Origin of the sequence: Stenotrophomonas sp. SbOxS2, assembly GCF_013416715.1 — a bacterium.
In the GTDB taxonomy this organism is placed as follows: Bacteria; Pseudomonadota; Gammaproteobacteria; order Xanthomonadales; family Xanthomonadaceae; genus Stenotrophomonas; species Stenotrophomonas lactitubi.
The window spans coordinates 155,391-175,549 of sequence record NZ_JAAVXD010000007.1 but is presented as its reverse complement, the minus strand read 5'-3'; the positions used below and the strand labels follow the sequence as shown (position 1 = coordinate 175,549).

Sequence of the window (20,159 nt, the reverse complement as noted above, 5' to 3'; positions counted from 1 at the left end):
GAGTTCGTTGATTGGGTGGGTGGAGCGTAACGGCTGGGTGAAGTCTTTGCCCGTGTCAAAGGTCGAACAATTTGCCAGGATTCAGCCGCCCTTCGGGATCGAACGCGCGCTTGACCGCCTTCATCAGCCCGATCTCGGCCGGGCCACGGGTGCTGTCCAGGTAGCCCTTCTTGACCAGGCCGATACCGTGCTCGGCCGAAATGCTGCCATTGAAGCGCGCCAGCACCTGCGCCAGCAGCTTGGTCACGTGCTCGCACTGGGTCACGAAGTCGGCATCGCTGGTGTCATCCGGCTTGAGCACGTTGATGTGCAGGTTGCCGTCACCGATATGGCCGAACCAGACCACGTCGAAATGCGGGTAGGCGTCGCCGATCAGCGCCTGGGTCTCGGCCAGGAACGCGGGCATCGACGAGATCCGCACCGAGACATCGTTCTTGTAGGGCTTGTAACGCGCCAGCGCCTCGGTGATGCCCTCGCGCAGGCGCCACAGCTGCGCTGCCTGGGCATCGCTGGCACTGATCACCCCGTCGCTGACCCAGCCATTGCCCATGCAGTCTTCGAAGGCGGCCATTGCCGCAGCTTCCTGCGCTTCATCACCGGCAGCGAATTCGGTCACCACGTAATAGGGATGTACTTCATCGAACGGTGCCTGCGCGCCGTGGGACAGCACGTGCTCCAGCGCACGGTCGGTGAAGAATTCGAAGGCCTGCAGCTGCAGTCGCGCGCGGAAGGCGGCGAACACCTGCATCAGCACGTCGAAGCTGGGCAGCGCCAGCAGCATCACGTTGCTGGCCGGCGGCGGGTCGGTGAGTTTCACCGTGGCCTCGACGATCACGCCCAGCGTGCCTTCCGAGCCGATCAGCAGCTGGCGGAAGTCGTAGCCGCTGGAGTTCTTGATCAGGCCCTTGTTGAGCTCGAGCAGCTCGCCCGTGGCAGTGACCACCTTCAGTCCGGCGATCCATTCGCGGGTATTGCCGTAACGGATCACCCGGATGCCACCGGCATTGGTGGCGATGTTGCCGCCGATCGAACAGGAACCGCGCGCGGCGAAATCCACCGGGTAGATCAGGCCGTGCTCCAGCGCGGCGTTGTGCAGCGCCTCCAGCGGCATGCCGGCCTGCACCACCAGGGTGCGGTCGACGGCGTCGTAGTCCAGCGCCTTGTTCATCCGCTCCAGGCTCAGCACCAGCTCGCCATGGGCCGCCACCGCGCCGCCGGACAGGCCGGTGCGACCACCGGACGGAACCACCGCCACGCCTTCGGCCGCGCTCCAGCGCATCACCGCCTGCACTTCTTCCACCGTGGCCGGCAATGCGATCGCCAGCGGCGCCGGCGTCCAGCGCCGGGTCCAGTCGCGCCCGTAATGCTCAAGGTCGGCAGGGTCGGTCTTCAGCTTCAGGCCGGGACAGGCCTGCTGCAACGAGGCGATGCGGGAATCGGTCATGACGGTCCAGCGCGGGGCGTGAAGAACGGGCAAGCGTGCCAGCGGCGGGGGCCAGCGTCCAGCCCCGCAGCGCCTTCAATAGCTGCAGTTGCAACCAATTGCGCACTGCACCATGGGCGTTGCGATCTGGCATAGTGGTCAGCCCCTGTCCCACTGGCCGTGCCGCCCCATGTCGCCGAAGAAGACCTCGTTCCCGAAGCAGGATATCCGCGTACTGTTGTTGGAGGGGGTCAGCCAGACCGCCGTAGAGGTGTTCAGCGCCGCCGGCTACAGCCAGATCGAAGCGCACACCAAGGCACTGCCCGAGGACGAGCTGAAGGCGCGCATTGCCGAGGCGCACATCGTCGGCATCCGTTCGCGCACCCAGCTCAGCGCCGAGGTGCTGGCCGAGGCCAAGCGCCTGATCGCGGTCGGCTGCTTCTGCATCGGCACCAACCAGGTCGACCTGGATGCGGCCGAGCTGGCCGGCATACCGGTATTCAACGCGCCCTACTCCAACACCCGCAGCGTCGCCGAGCTGGTGATCGCCGAAGCGATCATGTTGACCCGTGGCATCCCGCAGAAGAACGCCGAGTGCCATCGCGGCGGCTGGTCGAAGTCGGCCAGCGGCAGCCACGAGGTGCGCGGCAAGGTGCTGGGCATCATCGGCTACGGGCATATCGGCACCCAGGTGGGCGTACTGGCCGAATCGCTGGGCATGCAGGTGATCTTCCACGACGTGGAAACCAAGCTGTCGCTGGGCAATGCCCGTGCCGCGGCCAGCCTGGATGACCTGCTGGCGCGCGCCGACATCGTCACCCTGCACGTGCCGGAGACGCCGTCCACGCAGTGGATGATCGGCAGCACCGAGCTGGCGAAGATGCGCCGTGGCGCGCATCTGATCAACGCTGCCCGCGGCACCGTGGTCGACATCGATGCGCTGGATGCTGCGCTGGCCAGCGGCCACATCGGTGGCGCGGCGCTGGACGTGTTCCCGGTCGAGCCGAAGGGCAACGGCGATATCTTCGAATCGCCGTTGACCCGCCACGACAACGTAATCCTGACCCCGCACGTCGGCGGCAGCACGCTGGAAGCGCAGGACAACATCGGCATCGAAGTGGCCGCCAAGCTGGTGCGCTACAGCGACAACGGCAGCACCCTGTCGGCGGTCAACTTCCCGGAAGTGACCCTGCCCGAGCACGCCGACAGCCTGCGCCTGCTGCACATCCACCAGAACGTGCCGGGCGTGCTGTCCAAGGTCAACGAGATCTTCTCGCGACACAACGTCAACATCGACGGCCAGTTCCTGCGCACCGACCCGAAGGTGGGTTACGTGGTGATCGACATCACCGCCAGCGAGGAACAGGCCAGCGCGGTGCGTGACGAACTGGCGGCGATTCCGGGCACGTTGCGCACGCGCATTCTGTATTGATGGTAGCGCCGGGCCATGCCCGGCGGAATGCATCCGGCACCACGCCATCCACGCATGGCGTGGATCTACCAAGAGATCGAGCGCCCAGTAGATCCACGCCGTATCCAGATGGTCGCAATGCCAGTAGATCCACGCCATGCGTGGATGTATTTTTTCAGCGTGCCAGCCACCGGCGCGCCATGCGCTGCATTGATTCGTCCGACTGCGGATCGCGGGCGACCTCGGCCACCGGCCGCCAGGCCAGCTCCAGCGACTCTTCGCTGAGCACGAAATCCTCGCCGCCCAGCGCACGGATCACGAAACGCACGTCGTAGTGCCAGTGCCCCGGCACGTCTTTGCGTTCCGGAATCCAATGCTTGTCCAGGTCGAAGATCGCCGGATCGTCCAGCACCAGCCCGGTCAGGCCAGACTCCTCTTCGGCCTCCTTCAGCGCCACCCGGGCCAGGTCGCGGTCGCCGTCGGCGTGGCCGCCCAGCTGCAGCCAGCGCTGCAGCTTGCGATGGTGGGTCAGCAGCAGGCGCTGGCCATCGGCGCTGACCAGCCAGCAGCTGGCGGTGAAATGGCCTGCCAGCCGCTCGCGGCGGAAGGCATCCTCAGCATCGTCGATCAATGTGCCGAATTCGGCAGCCAAGGCGTCGTGGGCGGGTTCTTTGCGCGCATAGTCATGCAGCAGGCGGCGCAGGCGATCGTCAAGCACGGCAAGGGATTCGGTGGTTTCGCTCATGAATGCGGGGTGCCCGGAAAAATACCGGCCATTATCGCCGCTCATTGTTGCGTTTGCGCTTGTGCGGTGCCTTCAGCATTGGCTAAGGTACAGCGGGCCGTTTGCGCGGCCTTCACCATTCGGGCCGCCGGCAATGTACCGGCAGCCCTCCCAATCCGATCATCAGGAAGTACTGCATGCTGAAAGCTCTGTTGAGGGTCAAGCCGGTCGAACCGGCCGGGCACGTCGATGCCGGCGAACCCATCGAAGGCAGCCTGGACGGCGAAGCCACGTTGAAACGGACCCTCACGGCGAAACACCTCATCATGCTTGGCATTGGTGCGGTGATCGGCGCAGGTATTTTCGTGCTCACCGGCCAGGCCGCGGCCAACCACGCCGGTCCGGCGGTGATGCTGTCGTTCGTGTTCGCCGGCATTGCCTGCGCGCTGGCGGGCCTGTGCTACGCCGAGTTCGCCGCGATGATGCCGGTCTCCGGCAGCGCCTACTCCTACTCCTACGCCACCCTCGGCGAGGGCATGGCCTGGTTCATCGGCTGGTGCCTGGTGCTGGAGTACCTGTTCGCCTCGGCCTCGGTCGCGGTGGGCTGGTCGGCGTACCTGATCAGCTTCATCACCACCACGCTGCACATGCCGTTCCCGGACGCGCTGAGTGCGGCGCCGATCGCCTGGAACGGGCACGAGTTCGCCGCCTCCGGCAAGCTGTTCAACCTGCCGGCGGTACTGATCGTGGCGGCGGTGACCGGCCTGCTGTACGTGGGCGTGACCCAGTCCGCGTTCGTCAACGCGATCATTGTGGCCATCAAGGTGTTCGTGATCTGCCTGTTCGTGGGTATCGGTGCGGCCCACGTGGACCCGGCCAACTGGCACCCGTTCATCCCGGAAAACACCGGCGTGTCCGGCGAGTTCGGCTGGAGCGGCGTGTTCCGCGCGGCCACCATCGTGTTCTTCGCCTACATCGGCTTCGATGCGGTCTCCACCGCTGCCGGTGAAACCAAGGACCCGCAGCGCAACATGCCGATCGGCCTGCTCGGCTCGCTGGCGGTCTGCACCATCGTCTACATCATCGTCTGCGCGGTGCTGACCGGCATGCTGCCGTACCACCTGCTGGGCACCGACAAGCCGGTGGCCACCGCACTGGAAGCCTACCCGAGCCTGTCCTGGCTGAAGACCGCCGTGGAAATCGGCGCGATCGCCGGCCTGTCCTCGGTGGTGCTGGTGATGATGATGGGCCAGACCCGCATCGCCTACACCATCTCGCGCGATGGCCTGCTGCCGAAGGTATTCGGCAAGGTCCACAAGCGCTTTCGCACGCCGTACTGGGCCACGATCGTGGTCGGCGTGATCGCCGCCTCGCTGGCCGGCCTGGTGCCGCTGAACGTGCTCGGCGAGCTGGTGTCGATGGGTACCCTGCTGGCCTTCGCCACGGTCTGCGTGGGCGTGCTGATCCTGCGCTACACCCGCCCGGAGCTGCACCGCCCGTTCCGCGTGCCGCTGGTGTGGGTGATCTGCCCGCTGGGCGCGCTGTCGTGCCTGTTCCTGTTCTGGCAGGCGTTCGTGGTGCACTGGCACCTGTTCGTGGGCTGGACCGTGCTGGGCCTGCTGATCTACTTCGGCTACGGCATGCGCCACAGCAAGCTGGCCAAGTCGCCCTGATCCTCCCGACGGGCCGGCTCCTGCGCCGGCCCGTCGATATCCGCAAGCATTTCCGCCCGCGCCCGTTCACGGGGCGCACCGCACAAGACCACCACACATGTTCAAGCAACTGTGGGCCACCAAGCACCCGCACGCCGCCCACGAAGACGCCAACGGCCTGAGCCTGCGTCGCCACCTCGGCCCCTGGGGCCTGACCGCACTCGGCATCGGTGCGGTGATCGGCGGCGGCATCTTCGTCATCACCGGCCAGGCTGCCGCCAACCACGCCGGCCCGGCCATCATGCTGTCGTTCGTGCTGGCCGCGATCTGCTGCGCCTTCTGCGCCCTGGCCTATGCCGAGTTCGCGGCGATGGTGCCGGTCTCCGGCAGCGCCTATACCTATACCTACGCCACCTTCGGCGAGCTCTCGGCCTGGTTCATCGGCTGGATGCTGGTGCTCGAGTACGGCGTCTCCGCCTCGGCCGTGGCGGTCAGCTGGACCGGCTATTTCCTCAGCCTGCTCAGCCATTTCGACATCCATCTACCCGCTGCGTTGGTCAGCGCCCCGTTGGACGCGCAGCTGCGCCCGACCGGTGCCATCGCCAACATCCCCGCCGCGATCCTGGTGCTGCTGCTGACCTGGCTGTGCTACGTCGGCATCAGCAAGTCGTCGGCGATGAACATGGCCATGGTCATCCTCAAGACCGGCCTGATCGTGCTGGTGATCGTGGTCGGCTGGAAGTACGTGGACACCAGCAACTGGACCCCGTTCATTCCCGCCAACGAAGGCCCCGGAAAGTACGGCATGGAAGGCGTGCTGCGCGGCGCTGCGATGGTGTTCTTCGCCTATATCGGCTTCGAAGCCGTATCGGTGGCCGCGCAGGAATCACACAAGCCGCAGCGCGACATGCCGATCGGCATGATGCTGTCGCTGGTGATCTGCACGGTGCTGTACATCGCGATGGCTGCGGTCATGACCGGCCTGGTGCCCTACCAGCTGCTGGGCACCGACGAGCCAGTGGTCACCGCCGTGGCCGCGCACCCGCAGCTGGGCTGGTTGCGGGTGGTGGTGGAGATCGGTGCGTTGATCGGCCTGTCCTCGGTGGTGCTGGTGATGATCATCGGCCAGCCGCGCATCTTCATGATCATGGGGCGTGACGGCCTGCTGCCGCCGGTGTTCACCAAGATCCATCCGAAGTACCGCACGCCGCATATCAACACGGTGATCACCGGCATCGGCATCGCCCTGCTGGCGGCGCTGTTCCCGCTGGACATCCTCGGTGAACTGACCTCGATGGGCACGTTGATCGCCTTCGCGGCCGTATGTGCGGGCGTGCTGATCCTGCGCCGCACCCAGCCGGACCTGCCGCGGCCGTTCCGCATTCCCGGCGCGTGGTTGATCTGCAGCCTGGGCGTACTGAGCTGCCTCGCACTGCTGTCGGCGATGACGCTGCACAACTGGATGCTGATGGGCGTGTGGACGTTTGTCGGCTTCGTGATCTACTTCTTCTACGGGTTCAAGCACAGCCGCCTGCGGGGGAAGTGAGGTTTTTTGCATTGCAGGGCCTGCGGCCCTGCACCCGCCTTTGAAGCCAGAGCAACGGCACCGGCGGGTCTGAGGGTTTGGCGGGGAGGGGTGAGATTGCGGGGGACGCTGCAAGTACGTCCCTGTAAGCTCGGTCGCCGCATCCATGCGGCTCACGCCCCCGCAATCTCACCCCTCCCCGCCTTCGACAGTCTCCTGCCCCGTCCGGTAGATCCACGCCATGCGTGGATGAAACGTTCCGGGAAATGAATGTTCGGGGACGAATCTGCTGTAGAGCGGAGCCATGCTCCGCTCCGAGCAAGCGCAGCGAAGCGACCCGCTTTTCGCTTTTCCTTCTTCACTCCGTGGCTGGCCGCCCGCAGGAACCTGTCAGGGGTGGGGCGGGTGGGCCGTGCAGGGGCGTTGGCGCCATGGATGGCGCCATCGAGCTTACAGGGACGTACTTGCAGCGTCCCCTGCACGGCCCACCTGCCCCGCCCACCCCATGAACCGCTCTACTCGACCAGCCACGAGGGGCTCAGCCGTTGGCCGAATCCAGTAAAATCGCCCCCATGAACAGCCCCACCTTCCCCTACGACACCGCGCGCCTGAGCGAACTGGCCCAGCTGCTGATCGACAACGTCCGCGAACTGGCCCAGGCCGGCTGGACCCCGGCCACCAGCAGCAACTTCTCCCACCGCCTGGATGACCGCCACGCCGCGATCACCGTGTCCGGCAAGGACAAGGGCCGGCTGATCGAAGACGACATCATGGTGGTGGACTTCGATGGCAAGGCCGTCGGCCGCCCGCTGCGCCCGTCCGCCGAAACCCTGCTGCATACCCAGCTGTATCGCCGTTTCCCGGAGATCGGCTGCGTGCTGCATACCCATTCGCCGGTGCAGACCATCGCCTCGCGACTGTATGCGCCGCAGGGCCATATCCGGGTGGAAGGCTACGAACTGTTGAAGGCCTTCGCCGGCAACAGCACCCACGAGATGGCCATCGACATCCCGGTGTTCGCCAACACCCAGGACATGGACGTGCTGTCGGCCCAGGTCGACGCCCTGCTCGACACGCAGACACTCTGGGGCTACCTGATCGACGGCCACGGCCTGTACGCCTGGGGTCGCGACATGGCCGAAGCGCGCCGGCACATGGAAGCATTCGAGTTCCTGCTGCACTGCGAGCTGGAGCTGCGCAAGCTGCGCCGCTGACGTTTCCAGTAAGGCCAGATGCCATTCTGGAATCTGGCCATCGTTGCCACCCTGCTACCCTGTCCTCCCCCCGAGACGTTCAAGCTGCCGCCATGAGCCGACTGCGCATCTACGACGACACCCATCCCGAATCGCCGCTGCTGGATACCCAGGACGGCGCGGTCATCGCTGCCGAACTGCAGAAGATCGGCGTCACCTTTGAACGCTGGCAGGCCACCGCGCCGGTCGCCCCGGGCGCAAGCCAGGACGAGGTGTTTGCTGCCTACCGCGCCGACATCGACCGCCTGGTCGCCGAGCGCGGCTTCAAGAGCGTGGACGTGGCCTCGATCGCGCCCGACAACCCGAACCGCGCCGAGCTGAGGAAGAAGTTCCTCGACGAACACTTCCACAAGGAAGACGAAGTGCGCTTCTTCGTTGCTGGCTCCGGCCTGTTCACCCTGCACGTGGGCGACAAGGTCTATGAGATCGAGTGCGTGAAGGATGACCTGATCGCCGTGCCCGACGGCACCACCCACTGGTTCGACATGGGCGATGAGCCCAGCTTCGTGGCGATCCGCTTCTTCACCGAGCCGGATGGCTGGGTCGGTCACTTCACCGGCACCGACATCGCGCAGAAATTCCCCCGTTACATTCCGACCCAGGCGTCCTGATCAATGCAGCCCCGCGTCATCCTGACCGACATCGAAGGCACCACCAGCAGCATCTCGTTCGTCAAGAACGTGCTGTTTCCGTACGCACGCCAGGCGCTGCCCGGCTTCGTCGCCGAACATGGCCAGCAGCCAGAGGTGCGTCGCTGGCTGGACGCCGTCGCCAGCGAGATCGGCGGCGCCTGCCAGGACAGCCTGGTGGCCGAGACGCTGCAGGGCTGGATCGACCAGGACCGCAAGCACACCGCACTGAAGGCCCTGCAGGGGTTGATCTGGGATGCGGGCTACCGTCGTGGCGACTACACCGCGCACTTCTACCCGGAAGTGGCGCCGGTGCTGAAGGGCTGGCACGCCTCGGGCCTGCCGCTGTACGTGTATTCCTCCGGTTCGGTGCCGGCGCAGAAGCTGTTCTTCGGGTTCAGCGATGCCGGTGACCTCAGTCCGCTGGTGTCGGGTTGGTTCGATACCGAAGTTGGTGGCAAGCGCGAGGCCGACAGCTATCGCCATATCGCGCAGGCCATCGGCGTTCCCGCTGGCGAGATCCTGTTCCTGTCCGATGTGGTCGAGGAACTGGACGCCGCCCGCGAAGCCGGCCTGCAGACGCGTCTGATCGATCGCCTGGACGACTACCCGATGCCGCGCATCGGCGCAGCCGCCAACGGCCATGACCGCGTCGAGAACTTCCAGCAGATCCAGCTGTAAGCGCGGCCCGCCGATGGGCTCTGCGGCATCGGCTACCGGGTACCGCTCTTGGTAGATGCCAACCTTGGTTGGCATACGGCCGATGTGTCAACCAAGGTTGACACCTACCAGACCGTGGTTCAGCCACCCTCAACGATCGTTGAGGGTGCGCACCTTCAACGCCTCACGCAGCGCAGTCAGATCCACCGGGCCACGCACGGCGATGTCGCGGGTTTCGCCCGGCAGCAGGTCCAGCAGGTTGTCTTCCACCTGCACGTCCAGCGCGCCGAAATCGATCCAGGCCGCGCGCACCAGTGCTGCGCTCTGCAGCCGCAGGCGGTAGTGGTCACCGTCGATCGCCAGCGCTGATTTCAGCTGCTGCCGTGGCAGCACCTGGTCCTTGGCTTCGACGAATCCGACGACCTGCCGCGCCGTCACCCTGCCGTCCTGCAGCAGCTCGAACACCGCCACCGTCCGCGCCGGATCGGCGCCGGCCAGCAGTTCGGCATCCACGTAATTGCCGATATCGGTCACCCCGGCAGCGACCAGCGTCACCGCCTGCTCGCGCCGACGCAGCACCTTGCCTTCCACGTCCATCACCCGCAGGCGCCACCGTGCATCCAACGGCGCGGCCTGGTCGTTGATCAGGCGCACGCGCGTCCTGCCCTCATCGCGCAGCGCCGCCACGGTGACCGGCGCGAAGAAGCGGCGCGCGGCAAAGTGCAGCGCCTTCCAGCGGCCGAAGTAGTCAACGCTCGACCACGAGGCACCCGGCCAGACGTCGTTGAGCTGCCAGTAAAGCGAGCCCATCGTGTACGGTCGCGAAGCGCGATGATGCAGCGCCGCCAGGGCGATGCCATCGGCCTGCATCACCTGGCTCAGATAGACGAAGTCCTCGAAGTCCTTCGGCGTGCCGTAGCCCAGCGCGATGTAGTGCAGCAGGCGCGTATTGCCCTCGCCGGCCATGAATTTCTGGTGCGCACGGATCACCGGACTGTCGATGCGCTGCTCCGCACGAGTAGCGATCTGGTCCACCGTTGCCACCGCAGGCCAGGCCTGCAGGCCGTACTCGGACATGAAGCGCGGGGTCTCGCGCAGATAGGCCTGCACCGGCAACGCTGGATTGCCCCACACCTGCCAGTAGTGCTTGTCACCGCGGGCGGAGTCGTTGGCTTTCTCGTCCAGATCATTGCTGGGCGAACTGGACCAGTACGGCACGCCCAGCCCGTCTTCGCTCACCACCTGGCGCAGGTCGTTGCCGAACAGATCGACGTAGCCCTGCCAGACCTTCGCTGCAAACGCCGGATCAGCGGCCTTCAGGTCGCGGCCGTGGCCCCAATCCTTCCATGCTGTTTCTTCTTCGTTGTTGCCACACCACAGCACGATGCTGGGATGGTGCCGCAGCCGGCGCACGTTGTCGCGCGCCTCGGCGACCACGCTGGCGCGGAATGCCGGGTCGTAACCCGGCTGCATGCCACCGCCAAACATGAAGTCCTGCCAGACCAGCAGGCCCAGTTCGTCGGCGATATCGAAGAACGCATCGTCTTCGTAGTAACCACCACCCCAGTTGCGCAGCATGTTCATGTTGGCATCGCGCGCGGCGACCAGTACCTGGCGCAGTCGCGCAGCATCAACACGCGCAGGGAAGGCATCGAACGGGATCGCGTTCGCGCCCTTGGCGAAGATCGGCACACCATTGATCACGAAGGCGAAGCCCTGCCCTGCCTTGTCGTCCTGCTCGCGGCGCAGCTCGACCGTGCGCAGGCCAATGCGCTGCTCACGCTTCAACGTGGAATCGGCGCCACCGTCGAGCGAGGCCATTACGGTGTAGCGGTCCTGCGCACCATGACCGACCGGCCACCAGCGCCGCGGCTTGGCCAGTTCAACCGGCACCTCCACGCTGTTCTGGCCGGGCTTCAGCTCGACCGTGCGCTGCACCCGTGCAACGCTGCGGCCATCGGGATCACGCACCTCAACGTCTACCGCCACCGGACCGGCGACCGCGCCCTGCTCCATCTGCAGCACCACGGCCAGCCTGGCCTTGCCTGCATCAAGCGCATCGGTGCGTACGGCCAGGTCGGTCAACCGATGCGCGCCCCATGCCTGCAGGTCAACGCCGCGCCAGACCCCAGCCGTCACGTAGCGCGGCCCCCAGTCCCAGCCGAAGTGGTAGGCCGGCTTGCGCGCAAAGTTGCCGACCATCGCGTCCTTGGGCTCATCGCCGTACGGCGAAGGATAATTGCCTGCGATTTTGTGCGGCATCGCCTGCACGCCCGGCAGCAGCGTGCGGATCGGCGAACGGAACACGATCTGCAGCTCATTGCCCTTCGCTCGCAGGCGACCTTCGACGCGGGCGCGCCAGGTGCGGTGGGCATTGTCGGCACGCAGCAGCGGCTTGCCGTTGAGCTTCACCTCGGCATAGGTATCCAGGCCATCGAAGCGCAACTCGGCGTTGGGCCTGGCCAAGGTGACGGCGTCCACATCGAAACGGGCGCGGTACTCCCAGTCGGCCAGGCCGATCCACTGCAGCTCGGCTTCGGGCGCGCCGACGTACGGATCGCGGATCAGCTCGTGCGCCAGCAGGTCGGTATGCACGCTGCCCGGCACCGTGGCCGCGCGCCACTGCTGCAGGCCCGGATGCGCCGCGCCCTGCGCGTCGCCGGGCAGCAGGCGGAATTCCCACTGCGCCTGCAGCGGGGCGGCGGTTGCAGGGAATGCGGTCGCCGCGATCAGCAGCAGGAGCAGACGGACAACGAGGGGAAGGCGATGCACGTGCGGACTCCTGTTGTTTTTGCCAGGCATGGCCTGGCACTACTGCATTCGGACGATGTTCAACGAACGACGTTCAGCACTTCGTAGCAGGCGCCCATGGTGTGGTAATCGACCTTGCCAGCCGGGCTCTTCTCGTCGCTGTACTTGCGGTTGTCAGCGTCGAGGATGCGGAACCACGCGCCGTACCGGTGGTCGACGAAGTGCTCCCATGAGTACGCCCAGAGACGGTCGTACCACTGCCAATAGCGCTCATCGCCGGTGCGCGCGGCCATCAGTGCGGCGGTGGCCAGGGTCTCGGCCTGCACCCAGAAGTACTTGTCGTCGTCGCAGACGAAGCTGTCGCCGCCGATCGGCGCGCCGTCCATGCCAGGCTGGCGCCGCGACTCCGGTGCGAAGCCGTAGTACAGGCCGCCGCGCGCCTCGTCCCAGCTGCGCTCCACGGCCACATCGAACAGATGCTGCGCGGTCGGCAGCAGCCAGTCGGCCTGCACGTGGCGGTCCAGGATCAGCAGCAGCTTGGCCCACTCGGTCTGGTGCCCCGGTTGGAAGCCCCATGGCCGGAACAGATGCTTGGGATCGTCCAGGTTGTAGTCCCAGTCGATGTTCCAGTTGACGTCGTAGTGCTCCCAGACCAGCCCACCGGCCTTGGCCGCCTGGCGGCGGGTCATGTTGTCGGCCAGCTGCAGCGCGCGCTCGACATAGCGCTGCTCGCCACTGGCCTCGAACGCAGCCAGCATCGCCTCGCACATGTGCATGTTGGCGTTCTGGCCACGGTAGCCGGTGAAGTTCCACTGGCCGTCGGCCTCGTCCCGGTACAGGCCGTGCTCGGCTTCCCAGAAGCGCGCTTCCAACAGCTGCCAGGTCTCGTCCATCCACGCGCGGGCTTCTTCGATACCCGCCTTCAATGCACAGCTGTAGGCGAGCAGCACGAAGGCCACGCCGTAGCAGTGGTTCATGTCGTCCTCGACCACGCCCTCGCGCAGGGTCCAGGCGTAGCCGCCGGTGGCCGGATTGCGATGCACCTCGCGCAGGTAGCGCACGCCGTGCTCGACTGCATCGCGATACTCGGCATTGCCGAATTCGCGGTAGGCCATGGCGTAGTTGAAGACGAAACGGGTGCTGCTCACCAGGTGGCGATGGCTGGCATCGTAGATGCTGCCGTCGTCACGGAAGTAGTGGAAGAAACCGCCCTTCGGATCGATGCAGCGCGGGTGGTAGAACGCCATCGTGTCGGCGATGTGCGCGCGCAGGAAAGCGGGAGAACGGAAATCGGGCGAGGTGCTCATGCGGGAAGATCCTGTGCCTGCAGCAACTGCTGCACTTCATCGAACGAGGGCATCGCAGCGAACGCGCCCTTGCGGGTCACCGCCAGTGCGCCAACGGCAGCGCCGAAGCGCAGCGTGGCGGCGATTGCCTGCGGGTCCTGGCAGAACGCGGCAAAGCCCGCACCCGCCCCACCCCGCTCCAGCAGGCCGACCAGCACGCCACCAACAAAGGCATCACCGGCGGCAGTGGTGTCCACGGTGGGCACGCGGAAGCTGGTGACCTTGCCCTGCGTTTCGCGGGTGTACCAATGCAGCGTGGCGGCGCCGTCGGTGATGATCACCCAGCGTGCCTGCGCAGCCAGCAGGCGCCGCAGCACCAGTGCCTCGCCGTCATCGCCAAGCGGCGCTGCCAGGTACTCCAGTTCTTCCCGCGACAGCTTGACCAGATCGGCGCGTTCCAGCGCCTGCCACAGCCGCGGCGTCGGGTCGACATCGGCCGGCCACAGCGCCGGACGCAGGTTGAGATCCAGGCTGACCACCGCACCGGCCGTGCGTGCGCGGTCCATGCCGGCGAACGTCGCTTCGGCGATGTCCGCTTCGGTCAGGCTGTTGGAACAGACATGGAAGCACTGCGCGCCATCGAAGCAGCCTGCCTGGAAGTCGCTGTCACGGAACAGCAGGTCGGCGGCAGGCGGACGGTAGAAGCTGAAGCTGCGCTCGCCGCCCGCGTCCAGCGCCACGAAGGCCAGCGCGGTCTTGGCCGCGTCGGTGCGCACGATGTAGTCGGTGCCGACGCCGTGTTCGCTCAGGCTCTCCGCCAGGAAGTCGCCGAACATGTCGCGGCCGAGCATGCCGACGAACTGGGTCTTCGCGCCCAGCCGTGCGGCGGCCACCGCGACGTTGGCCGGTGCACCGCCGGCGTACTGCAGGAACGCGCGCGGTGTATCGGCCGAGGCCGGTGGCTGCGCTAGTAGATCGATCAAAATTTCGCCGAAGCAGACGATGGAACCCATTTTCGACTCAGCCTCCCTGCGTGCCGGCAGCCGGCGCGCGGGCGCCGACCAGTCCGTAGAAAATGATGTAGCCGTAGCACAGCAGCGGCAGGATGAAGCTGGCCTGCACGCCGACGTGGTCGGCCAGGACGCCCTGCAGGTAAGGCACCACGGCGCCACCGACGATAGCCATGATCAGCAGGCTCGAACCCTTGCTGGTCAGCGGGCCCAGACGCTCGATGCTGAGCGCGAAGATGGTCGGGAACATGATCGAGTTGAACAGGCCGATCGCCACCACCGAGTACAGCGCGACATTGCCGGAGGTCATCATGGTCAGTGTCAGCAGGCCGACATTGACCAGCGCGAAGATCGCCAGCAGGCGGCTCGGCGAGAAGCGCGCCAGCAGCGCCGAACCTGCGAAGCGGCCGATCATCGCCATCGTCCAGTAGGCCGACACATAGTGGGTGGCTTCCTGCTCGCTGAAGCCGCCGATGGTGGGCATCGACAGGTAGTTGACCAGGAAGCTGCCGATCGATACTTCAGCACCGACATAGAAGAAGATGCCGAGCACGCCCAGCAGCAGATGGCGCTTGCGCAGCGCGTCCAGGTAGCTGTGCTGATGACCCTCGTCAGCCTGCTCGGTGGTGTCGTTCAGCGCCGGCAGGCGGAACAGGAACACGAACAATGCCAGCAGCACCAGCGCCACCGCCAAGCCCACGTAGGGGCCCTGCACCGCGTGCGCCTCGGCGGTACGGTAGGCCAGCTGCTCGGCGGCCGGCAGTGCAGCAATCTGCTCGCCGCTCATGGCCGTGTTGGACAGGATCAGCATGCCGCCGAAGATCGGCGCAATGGCCGTGCCCAGTGAATTCAGCGCCTGCGCCAGGGTCAGGCGGCTGGAGCTGGTCTGCTCCGGCCCAAGCAGCGCGACATACGGGTTGGCTGCTACCTGCAGCACCGTAATGCCGGTGGCCAGCACGAACAACGCACCGAGGAAGGCGCCATAGACGCGCAGCTCGGCCGCAGGCCAGAAACCCAGCGCGCCGATGCCGGCGATCACCAGGCCGGCCACGATGCCCTTCTTGTAGCCCAGCGCCGCCACCAGCCGCCCTGCGGGCAGCGACATCAGGAAGTAGGTGCCGAAGAAGGTGAACTGCACCAGCATCGCCTTGGCGTAGTTCAGCTCGAACACCGCCTTCAGATGCGGAATCAGGATGTCATTGAGGCAGGTCAGGAAGCCCCACATGAAGAAGATGGTGGTGACCACGGCCAGCGCCTTGCCGTTGGTGACGGCAGGCTGGTTGCCCGGGGAACCGGATGGGCGGGGCGTTGCGGAGATCGGCATGCGGTACGCGCCTCGATGCGCGAAAGGTCGTTGGTGCGTGGAAGGGTGCAATCAGTTCAGCAGCAGAGCATCAGTTCGGACGTGCGGCACTGCTTTCGCGGATGCGCAACTGTACCGGGGCGACCGTGCGCCGTGGGGGCGCATCCGGTTCCTCCAGTCGTTGCAGCAGCAGGGATGCCGCCTGCCGGCCGCGCTCGCGCGGGTCGGCGGTCAAGGTGGTCAACGGCGGCACGGCGACCGACGCTTCGGAAATATCATCGAAACCAGTCACCGCGAAATCACCGCCGGGACGGATGCCGCGCGAGTTCAGGCCCAGCATCAGGCCCAGCGCGACGGTGTCGTTGTAGCAGACCGCCGCGCTCGGCCGATGGCCGTCGACGAACAGTTCGTCGGTACGCGCGGCCGCTTCCAGGCGGTTGGGTGCCGATTCGATCATCCAGCCCGGCGGCAGCGCCAGACCGGCTTCGGCCAGTGCCTGCTGGAAACCCGCGCGGCGCTGGTGGCAGGAACTCGATGCGGCGTGGCCACCGAAGAACGCGATCTGGCGATGACCGCGCTCGATCAGGTGGCGGGTGGCCAGGTAAGCACCATGCTGGTTGTCCAGGGTCAGGAAGTCCCACTCGGCGCCTTCCAGCTCGCGGTTGAACAGCAGTACGTTGGCATTGGCACCCAGCGCCTGCCGCAGCAGCGCGGCATCGCTGCCTTCGGCCGGCGACAGGATCAGGCCTGCAGGCGTGTGCTCCATCAGCGTGGACAGCACCGCCTGCTGGCGCTCGGGTGACTCGCCGGTACTGCCGAGCAGGGTCACGTAGCCACGCCCGCCCAGTGCTTCGTCCACACCGGAAGCGAATTCGGCGAAGAACGGGTTGGACAGATCGTTGATGACCAGCGCGATGCTGGACGATGTGCGTCGCCGCAGGTTCGCCGCCGCGCGGTTGTAGACATAGCGCTGGCGGCGAAGCTCAGCCTCCACCCGGGCACGGGTATCGACGTTGACCAGCGGGCTGCCGCGCAGCACCAGCGACACGGTCGCGCGCGAGACGCCGATGGCACGGGCGATGTCGGTCACCGTCACCGCCTTGCCAGAACGCTTGCTGGAACTGTCGCCGTTGTCGTTCATCGTCTTCCCGCACTCCGATGGATGCTCAAGCCTAATGGATCGTGGCCCTGTCGTGCCGTGCCGTTCGCTGGGTTGCCTCGAACGGCACAGCCCGGCTCAGTGCAGCTGGCTGCCCGGGGCCGCACACCAGGACACCGGCAGATCCTTCACCGCCGTGCCCCAGCCCTGCGTCGGCGCCGTGCCATCGAGGGCGAAACGCAGCTTCGGGCCCTGCTGCAGCTGGTTCCAGCCCAGCCACACCGGGGCATGTGCCTGGCCATCGACCTGCACGCCCTGCACGTACTGCAGGCGGCGGCCATCGGCGCCAGGCGCCTCGATGCGCAGGGTGCGGCCGTTGCCCAGCTCGACCTCGACCTTGGCAAAGCGCGGCGTATGCAGCAGGAACTCGCCGCTGCCCGGCACCGCCGGGTACACGCCGATCGCACTGAACAGGTACCAGGCCGACATCGTGCCGAGGTCATCGTTGCCGGTCACGCCATTGGGCGCATTGGTGAACAGCTGTTGCGCTGCACGCACCACCGCGGCGGTCTTCCACGGCTGGCCGATCAGCGTGTACAGCCACGGCGAATGCAGGTCGGGCTCGTTGTTGGGGTTGTAGCGGAACTGGTTGTAGTAGCTGTACGGCCCGACCACCCATTCCTTGCGGGCGGCATTGAGCGGGTCGGCCTGCAGCGCATCCATCGCGAAGAACGCATCGAGGCGGCGGCCTGCCTGCTCGCGACCATCCATCGCCTCGACCAAGCCCGGCACGTCCTGCTGCGCCAGCCACTGGTACTGCCAAGCGGTGCCTTCATGGAAACCATGGTGCGAGCGCGGGCTGTAATGGCCGTCTGCCGGGGTATACCACTGGCCATCTTCGGTGCGCGGGCGCGGGAAGCCACTGAAGCCGGTTTCCGCATCACGTACCTGCGGGTCCCATACCTTGCGCCAGTTGCGGCCACGCTCACGCAACGTTGCTGCATCCTGCGTGTGGCCGAGGCCCTCGGCCATCTGCGAAAGCGCACAGTCGGCCAGCGCATATTCCAGCGTCGCCGAGCCGCCATGGTGCGGATCGACATCCATGCCCTTGGACGGGAACGCACGGTCGTAGACCACGTAGCCCTTGTCCAGATAGGTCGGGTTGCCGGAACGGCCGGCCATCCGCGAGTTCAGTGGCGGCGTGCCGAACGCATTGCGGCGCAATGCATCCCAGGCTTGCGATTCACGGCCCTTGAGTGCACCGAAGCGCCACAGATCGACCATGAAGGGGGTGACCGGGTCGCCGGTCATGATGTTGGTCTCGAAGTTGGCATAGCCCCAGCGCGGCAACCAGCCGCCCTGCTCGTCGATCGCCAGCAGGCTGCGGCCGATGTCGCGCGCCACGTCCGGGCGCGTCAGTGCCAGCCACTGGTTCTGTGCGCGGTAGGTGTCCCACAGCGAGAAGTACTCGTAATAGGTCCAGCCATCGGCGCGATGGATGCCATCGTCGTAACCACGGTAGCGCCCATCAGCATCGCTGCCGGTCAGCGGCTGCAGCAGCGCGTGGTACAGCGCGCTGTAGAACACGGTGCGGTCATCACCATTGCCCCCTTGCACGCGGACGCGTGCCAGCTGCTCGCGCCACGATTGCTGCGACAGCGCGCGCATGCGATCGAAACCGAGCAGCGCCCCGCCCTGCATGCCCTCAGCGCGCAGGTTGGTGCGTGCACCTTCGGCATCCACATGCGAAATCGCGCTGACGGCCGTGACCGACTGGCCCTTGGCCAGATCGAAGCTGAGCCACGCGCCATTCGGCTTCTGCTCGCCTTCCATACTGTGGCGCGCGCCCGGCAGGCCACCGCCCTCGCCCCAGGTGCCATGCGCCTTGAACGGACGGTCGAACTCGATACGGAACCAGGTGGTGTATTGATGGCCACCGCAGAAGCTCTTGGTGACCAGCTTGCCTTCAACCACGCGGTCACCCACCACGTCGACCACGCTGCCGATCACCGAGTGGCGCTCGTTGGCCTGGCCGACATTGACCAGCACGTGGCCATCGCCCTTGCCCTGGCTGAAGGTGTAACGCTCGGCAGCCGCGCGCGTACGCGCCGTCGCTTCCGCATCAATGCCGCCGTAGCTGGTCAGACGCACCTTGTAGTAGCCGGCCTGGCCAATTTCGCCGTCATGGGTATAGGCCGACGCATACGCCTTGTGGTCGAACTGCTTGGGGTTGGCGGTATCGAAGTCGCCACCGGGGCCGATGCTGCCCGTCACCGGCAGCACCGAGACCTGACCGCCCTGCTCCCAGCAACCGGCACCGGAGAGGAACGAATGGCCGAAGCCGCGGATCTTGTCGTCGTCGTAGCGCCAGCCCGAATAGTGGCTGCCGATCGGGCTGACCTGGATCAGGCCGAATGGTGCCGAGGCACCGGGGAAGGTGTTGCCGTCATCCTTGCTGCCGATGAAGGTATTGACCTCGCGCTCCAGCGCGGCCGGCGCGGCCTGCAGCCAGGGCGTCACCGCCAGCGCCAACAGGCAGGCGATGCGGGCCAGGGGCCGATGGGACAGTGCCGACAGGCGGCGGTCGGGACGACGGTGGGACAACCTGGTCACGGGCAGGACTCCTTGGCGGCAGGGCGGCAGCGAAGGACCGGCCGCACAGGCCGAGCCCTCGTTTCCATCGGTACAAATCCGCACCCCGGCGGATTTAGATCGATTCAAGTAGAGCATGGGAATTTCGCCCAATGCATTCTGCGGCGCAGCATGAGGGGTGGGCTGTGGCCGGGCTGCGCCCGGCACCCACAGAGGCCGGAGCCGGAGCCGGAGCCGGATCAACGGCAACGGCAACGGCAACGGCAACGGCAACAGCGACAGCTGCATTCCGGGGGATGGCGGGGTGGGTCCGGTTGCGGGGGACGCCGTGAACCCGTCCCTGGGGGCTTGGCCGCGGCATCCATGCCGCGGACACCCCCGCAACCGGACCCACCCCGCCTTCGACAGTTTTCGGCGATCTGTCGGAATTCTGGTGGGTGTCGACCTTGGTCGACACGTGGATCCACGCCACGCGCGGATGCTGTTCGATGAACTACCGAAATATTCGATTTCGACGAATTTGATCCACGCAAGGCGTGGATGGATGTACCTACCGATTTCGAAATCATCGATTGGATTTCATCCATGCATAGCATGGATCCAGGTGTCGACCAAGGTCGACATCTACCAACGGCATCGGGAATCTGTCGAAGGCGGGGTGGGTCCGGTTGCGGGGGCGTGAGCGCCATGGATGGCGCGACCGAGCTTACAGGGACGTACTTGCAGCGTCCCCCGCAACCGGACCCACCCCGCCATCCCACGGAAAGCCGCTGTGCTGTTGCTGTTGCTGTTGCCGTTGCTGCTGCCCTGGCTTCGTCCTCTGCGGGCGCCGGGCGCAGCC

14 protein-coding genes are annotated in these 20,159 nt (G+C 66.2%); 6 read left to right on the top strand and 8 right to left on the bottom strand.

Annotation, left to right across the window (positions count from 1 at the left end):
* Positions 1-55 precede the first annotated feature (55 nt).
* Complete coding sequence (locus tag HFK18_RS15565; RefSeq protein ID WP_100465227.1) at positions 56-1,444, bottom strand: FAD-binding oxidoreductase; 1,389 nt, start codon at positions 1,442-1,444, stop codon at positions 56-58.
* A gap of 169 nt (positions 1,445-1,613) precedes the next feature.
* On the opposite strand from HFK18_RS15565, the gene serA reads away from it, so the two are divergent.
* Positions 1,614-2,855, top strand: a complete 1,242-nt coding sequence (gene serA / locus HFK18_RS15560) for a phosphoglycerate dehydrogenase (RefSeq protein WP_089240876.1) — start codon at positions 1,614-1,616, stop codon at positions 2,853-2,855.
* A 154-nt stretch (positions 2,856-3,009) separates the two neighbouring features.
* Here serA and HFK18_RS15555 read toward each other — a convergent pair whose 3' ends face one another.
* Positions 3,010-3,579: an NUDIX hydrolase gene (locus HFK18_RS15555; RefSeq protein WP_180166947.1), complete on the bottom strand. Its 570-nt coding sequence runs from the start codon at positions 3,577-3,579 to the stop codon at positions 3,010-3,012.
* A 176-nt stretch (positions 3,580-3,755) separates the two neighbouring features.
* On the opposite strand from HFK18_RS15555, the gene HFK18_RS15550 reads away from it, so the two are divergent.
* The 5 genes from HFK18_RS15550 to mtnC all read left to right on the top strand — a co-directional run bounded on the left by HFK18_RS15550 (position 3,756) and on the right by mtnC (position 9,298).
* Entirely contained in the window at positions 3,756-5,231 is a 1,476-nt protein-coding gene (locus HFK18_RS15550) for an amino acid permease (RefSeq protein ID WP_180166946.1), read from the top strand.
* A gap of 97 nt (positions 5,232-5,328) precedes the next feature.
* Positions 5,329-6,756 carry an amino acid permease gene (locus HFK18_RS15545; protein ID WP_180166945.1) on the top strand — a complete coding sequence of 476 codons (1,428 nt, stop codon included), beginning with the start codon at positions 5,329-5,331 and terminating at the stop codon, positions 6,754-6,756.
* A 551-nt stretch (positions 6,757-7,307) separates the two neighbouring features.
* A complete protein-coding gene (locus tag HFK18_RS15540; RefSeq protein ID WP_180166944.1) occupies positions 7,308-7,949 on the top strand; it encodes a methylthioribulose 1-phosphate dehydratase in 642 nt (213 codons plus the stop codon).
* 92 nt (positions 7,950-8,041) lie between these two features.
* Entirely contained in the window at positions 8,042-8,599 is a 558-nt protein-coding gene (locus HFK18_RS15535; protein ID WP_180166943.1) for an acireductone dioxygenase, read from the top strand.
* Positions 8,600-8,602: 3 nt separating this feature from the next.
* The gene (gene mtnC / locus HFK18_RS15530; protein ID WP_180166942.1) at positions 8,603-9,298 is read left to right on the top strand and encodes an acireductone synthase; all 696 of its coding nucleotides are present in this window, start codon (positions 8,603-8,605) and stop codon (positions 9,296-9,298) included.
* Between the two features lie 129 nt (positions 9,299-9,427).
* On the opposite strand, the gene HFK18_RS15525 is transcribed toward mtnC, so the two are convergent.
* From HFK18_RS15525 to HFK18_RS15500, 6 genes are all read right to left on the bottom strand, one after another.
* The gene (locus HFK18_RS15525; protein ID WP_180166941.1) at positions 9,428-12,049 is read right to left on the bottom strand and encodes a glycoside hydrolase family 2 protein; all 2,622 of its coding nucleotides are present in this window, start codon (positions 12,047-12,049) and stop codon (positions 9,428-9,430) included.
* 59 nt (positions 12,050-12,108) lie between these two features.
* Positions 12,109-13,335: an AGE family epimerase/isomerase gene (locus HFK18_RS15520; RefSeq protein WP_180166940.1), complete on the bottom strand. Its 1,227-nt coding sequence runs from the start codon at positions 13,333-13,335 to the stop codon at positions 12,109-12,111.
* Positions 13,332-14,327, bottom strand: a complete 996-nt coding sequence (locus tag HFK18_RS15515; RefSeq protein WP_100465219.1) for a carbohydrate kinase — start codon at positions 14,325-14,327, stop codon at positions 13,332-13,334. The genes HFK18_RS15520 and HFK18_RS15515 overlap by 4 nt, the downstream gene beginning before the upstream one ends.
* Before the next feature lie 7 nt (positions 14,328-14,334).
* On the bottom strand, positions 14,335-15,648 hold the full coding sequence (fucP, locus tag HFK18_RS15510) for an L-fucose:H+ symporter permease (RefSeq protein ID WP_180166939.1): 1,314 nt from the start codon (positions 15,646-15,648) through the stop codon (positions 14,335-14,337).
* Between the two features lie 70 nt (positions 15,649-15,718).
* The gene (locus HFK18_RS15505) at positions 15,719-16,768 is read right to left on the bottom strand and encodes a LacI family DNA-binding transcriptional regulator (RefSeq protein WP_099818319.1); all 1,050 of its coding nucleotides are present in this window, start codon (positions 16,766-16,768) and stop codon (positions 15,719-15,721) included.
* A 96-nt stretch (positions 16,769-16,864) separates the two neighbouring features.
* A complete protein-coding gene (locus HFK18_RS15500) occupies positions 16,865-19,303 on the bottom strand; it encodes a GH92 family glycosyl hydrolase (protein ID WP_180167442.1) in 2,439 nt (812 codons plus the stop codon).
* Positions 19,304-20,159 lie beyond the last annotated feature (856 nt).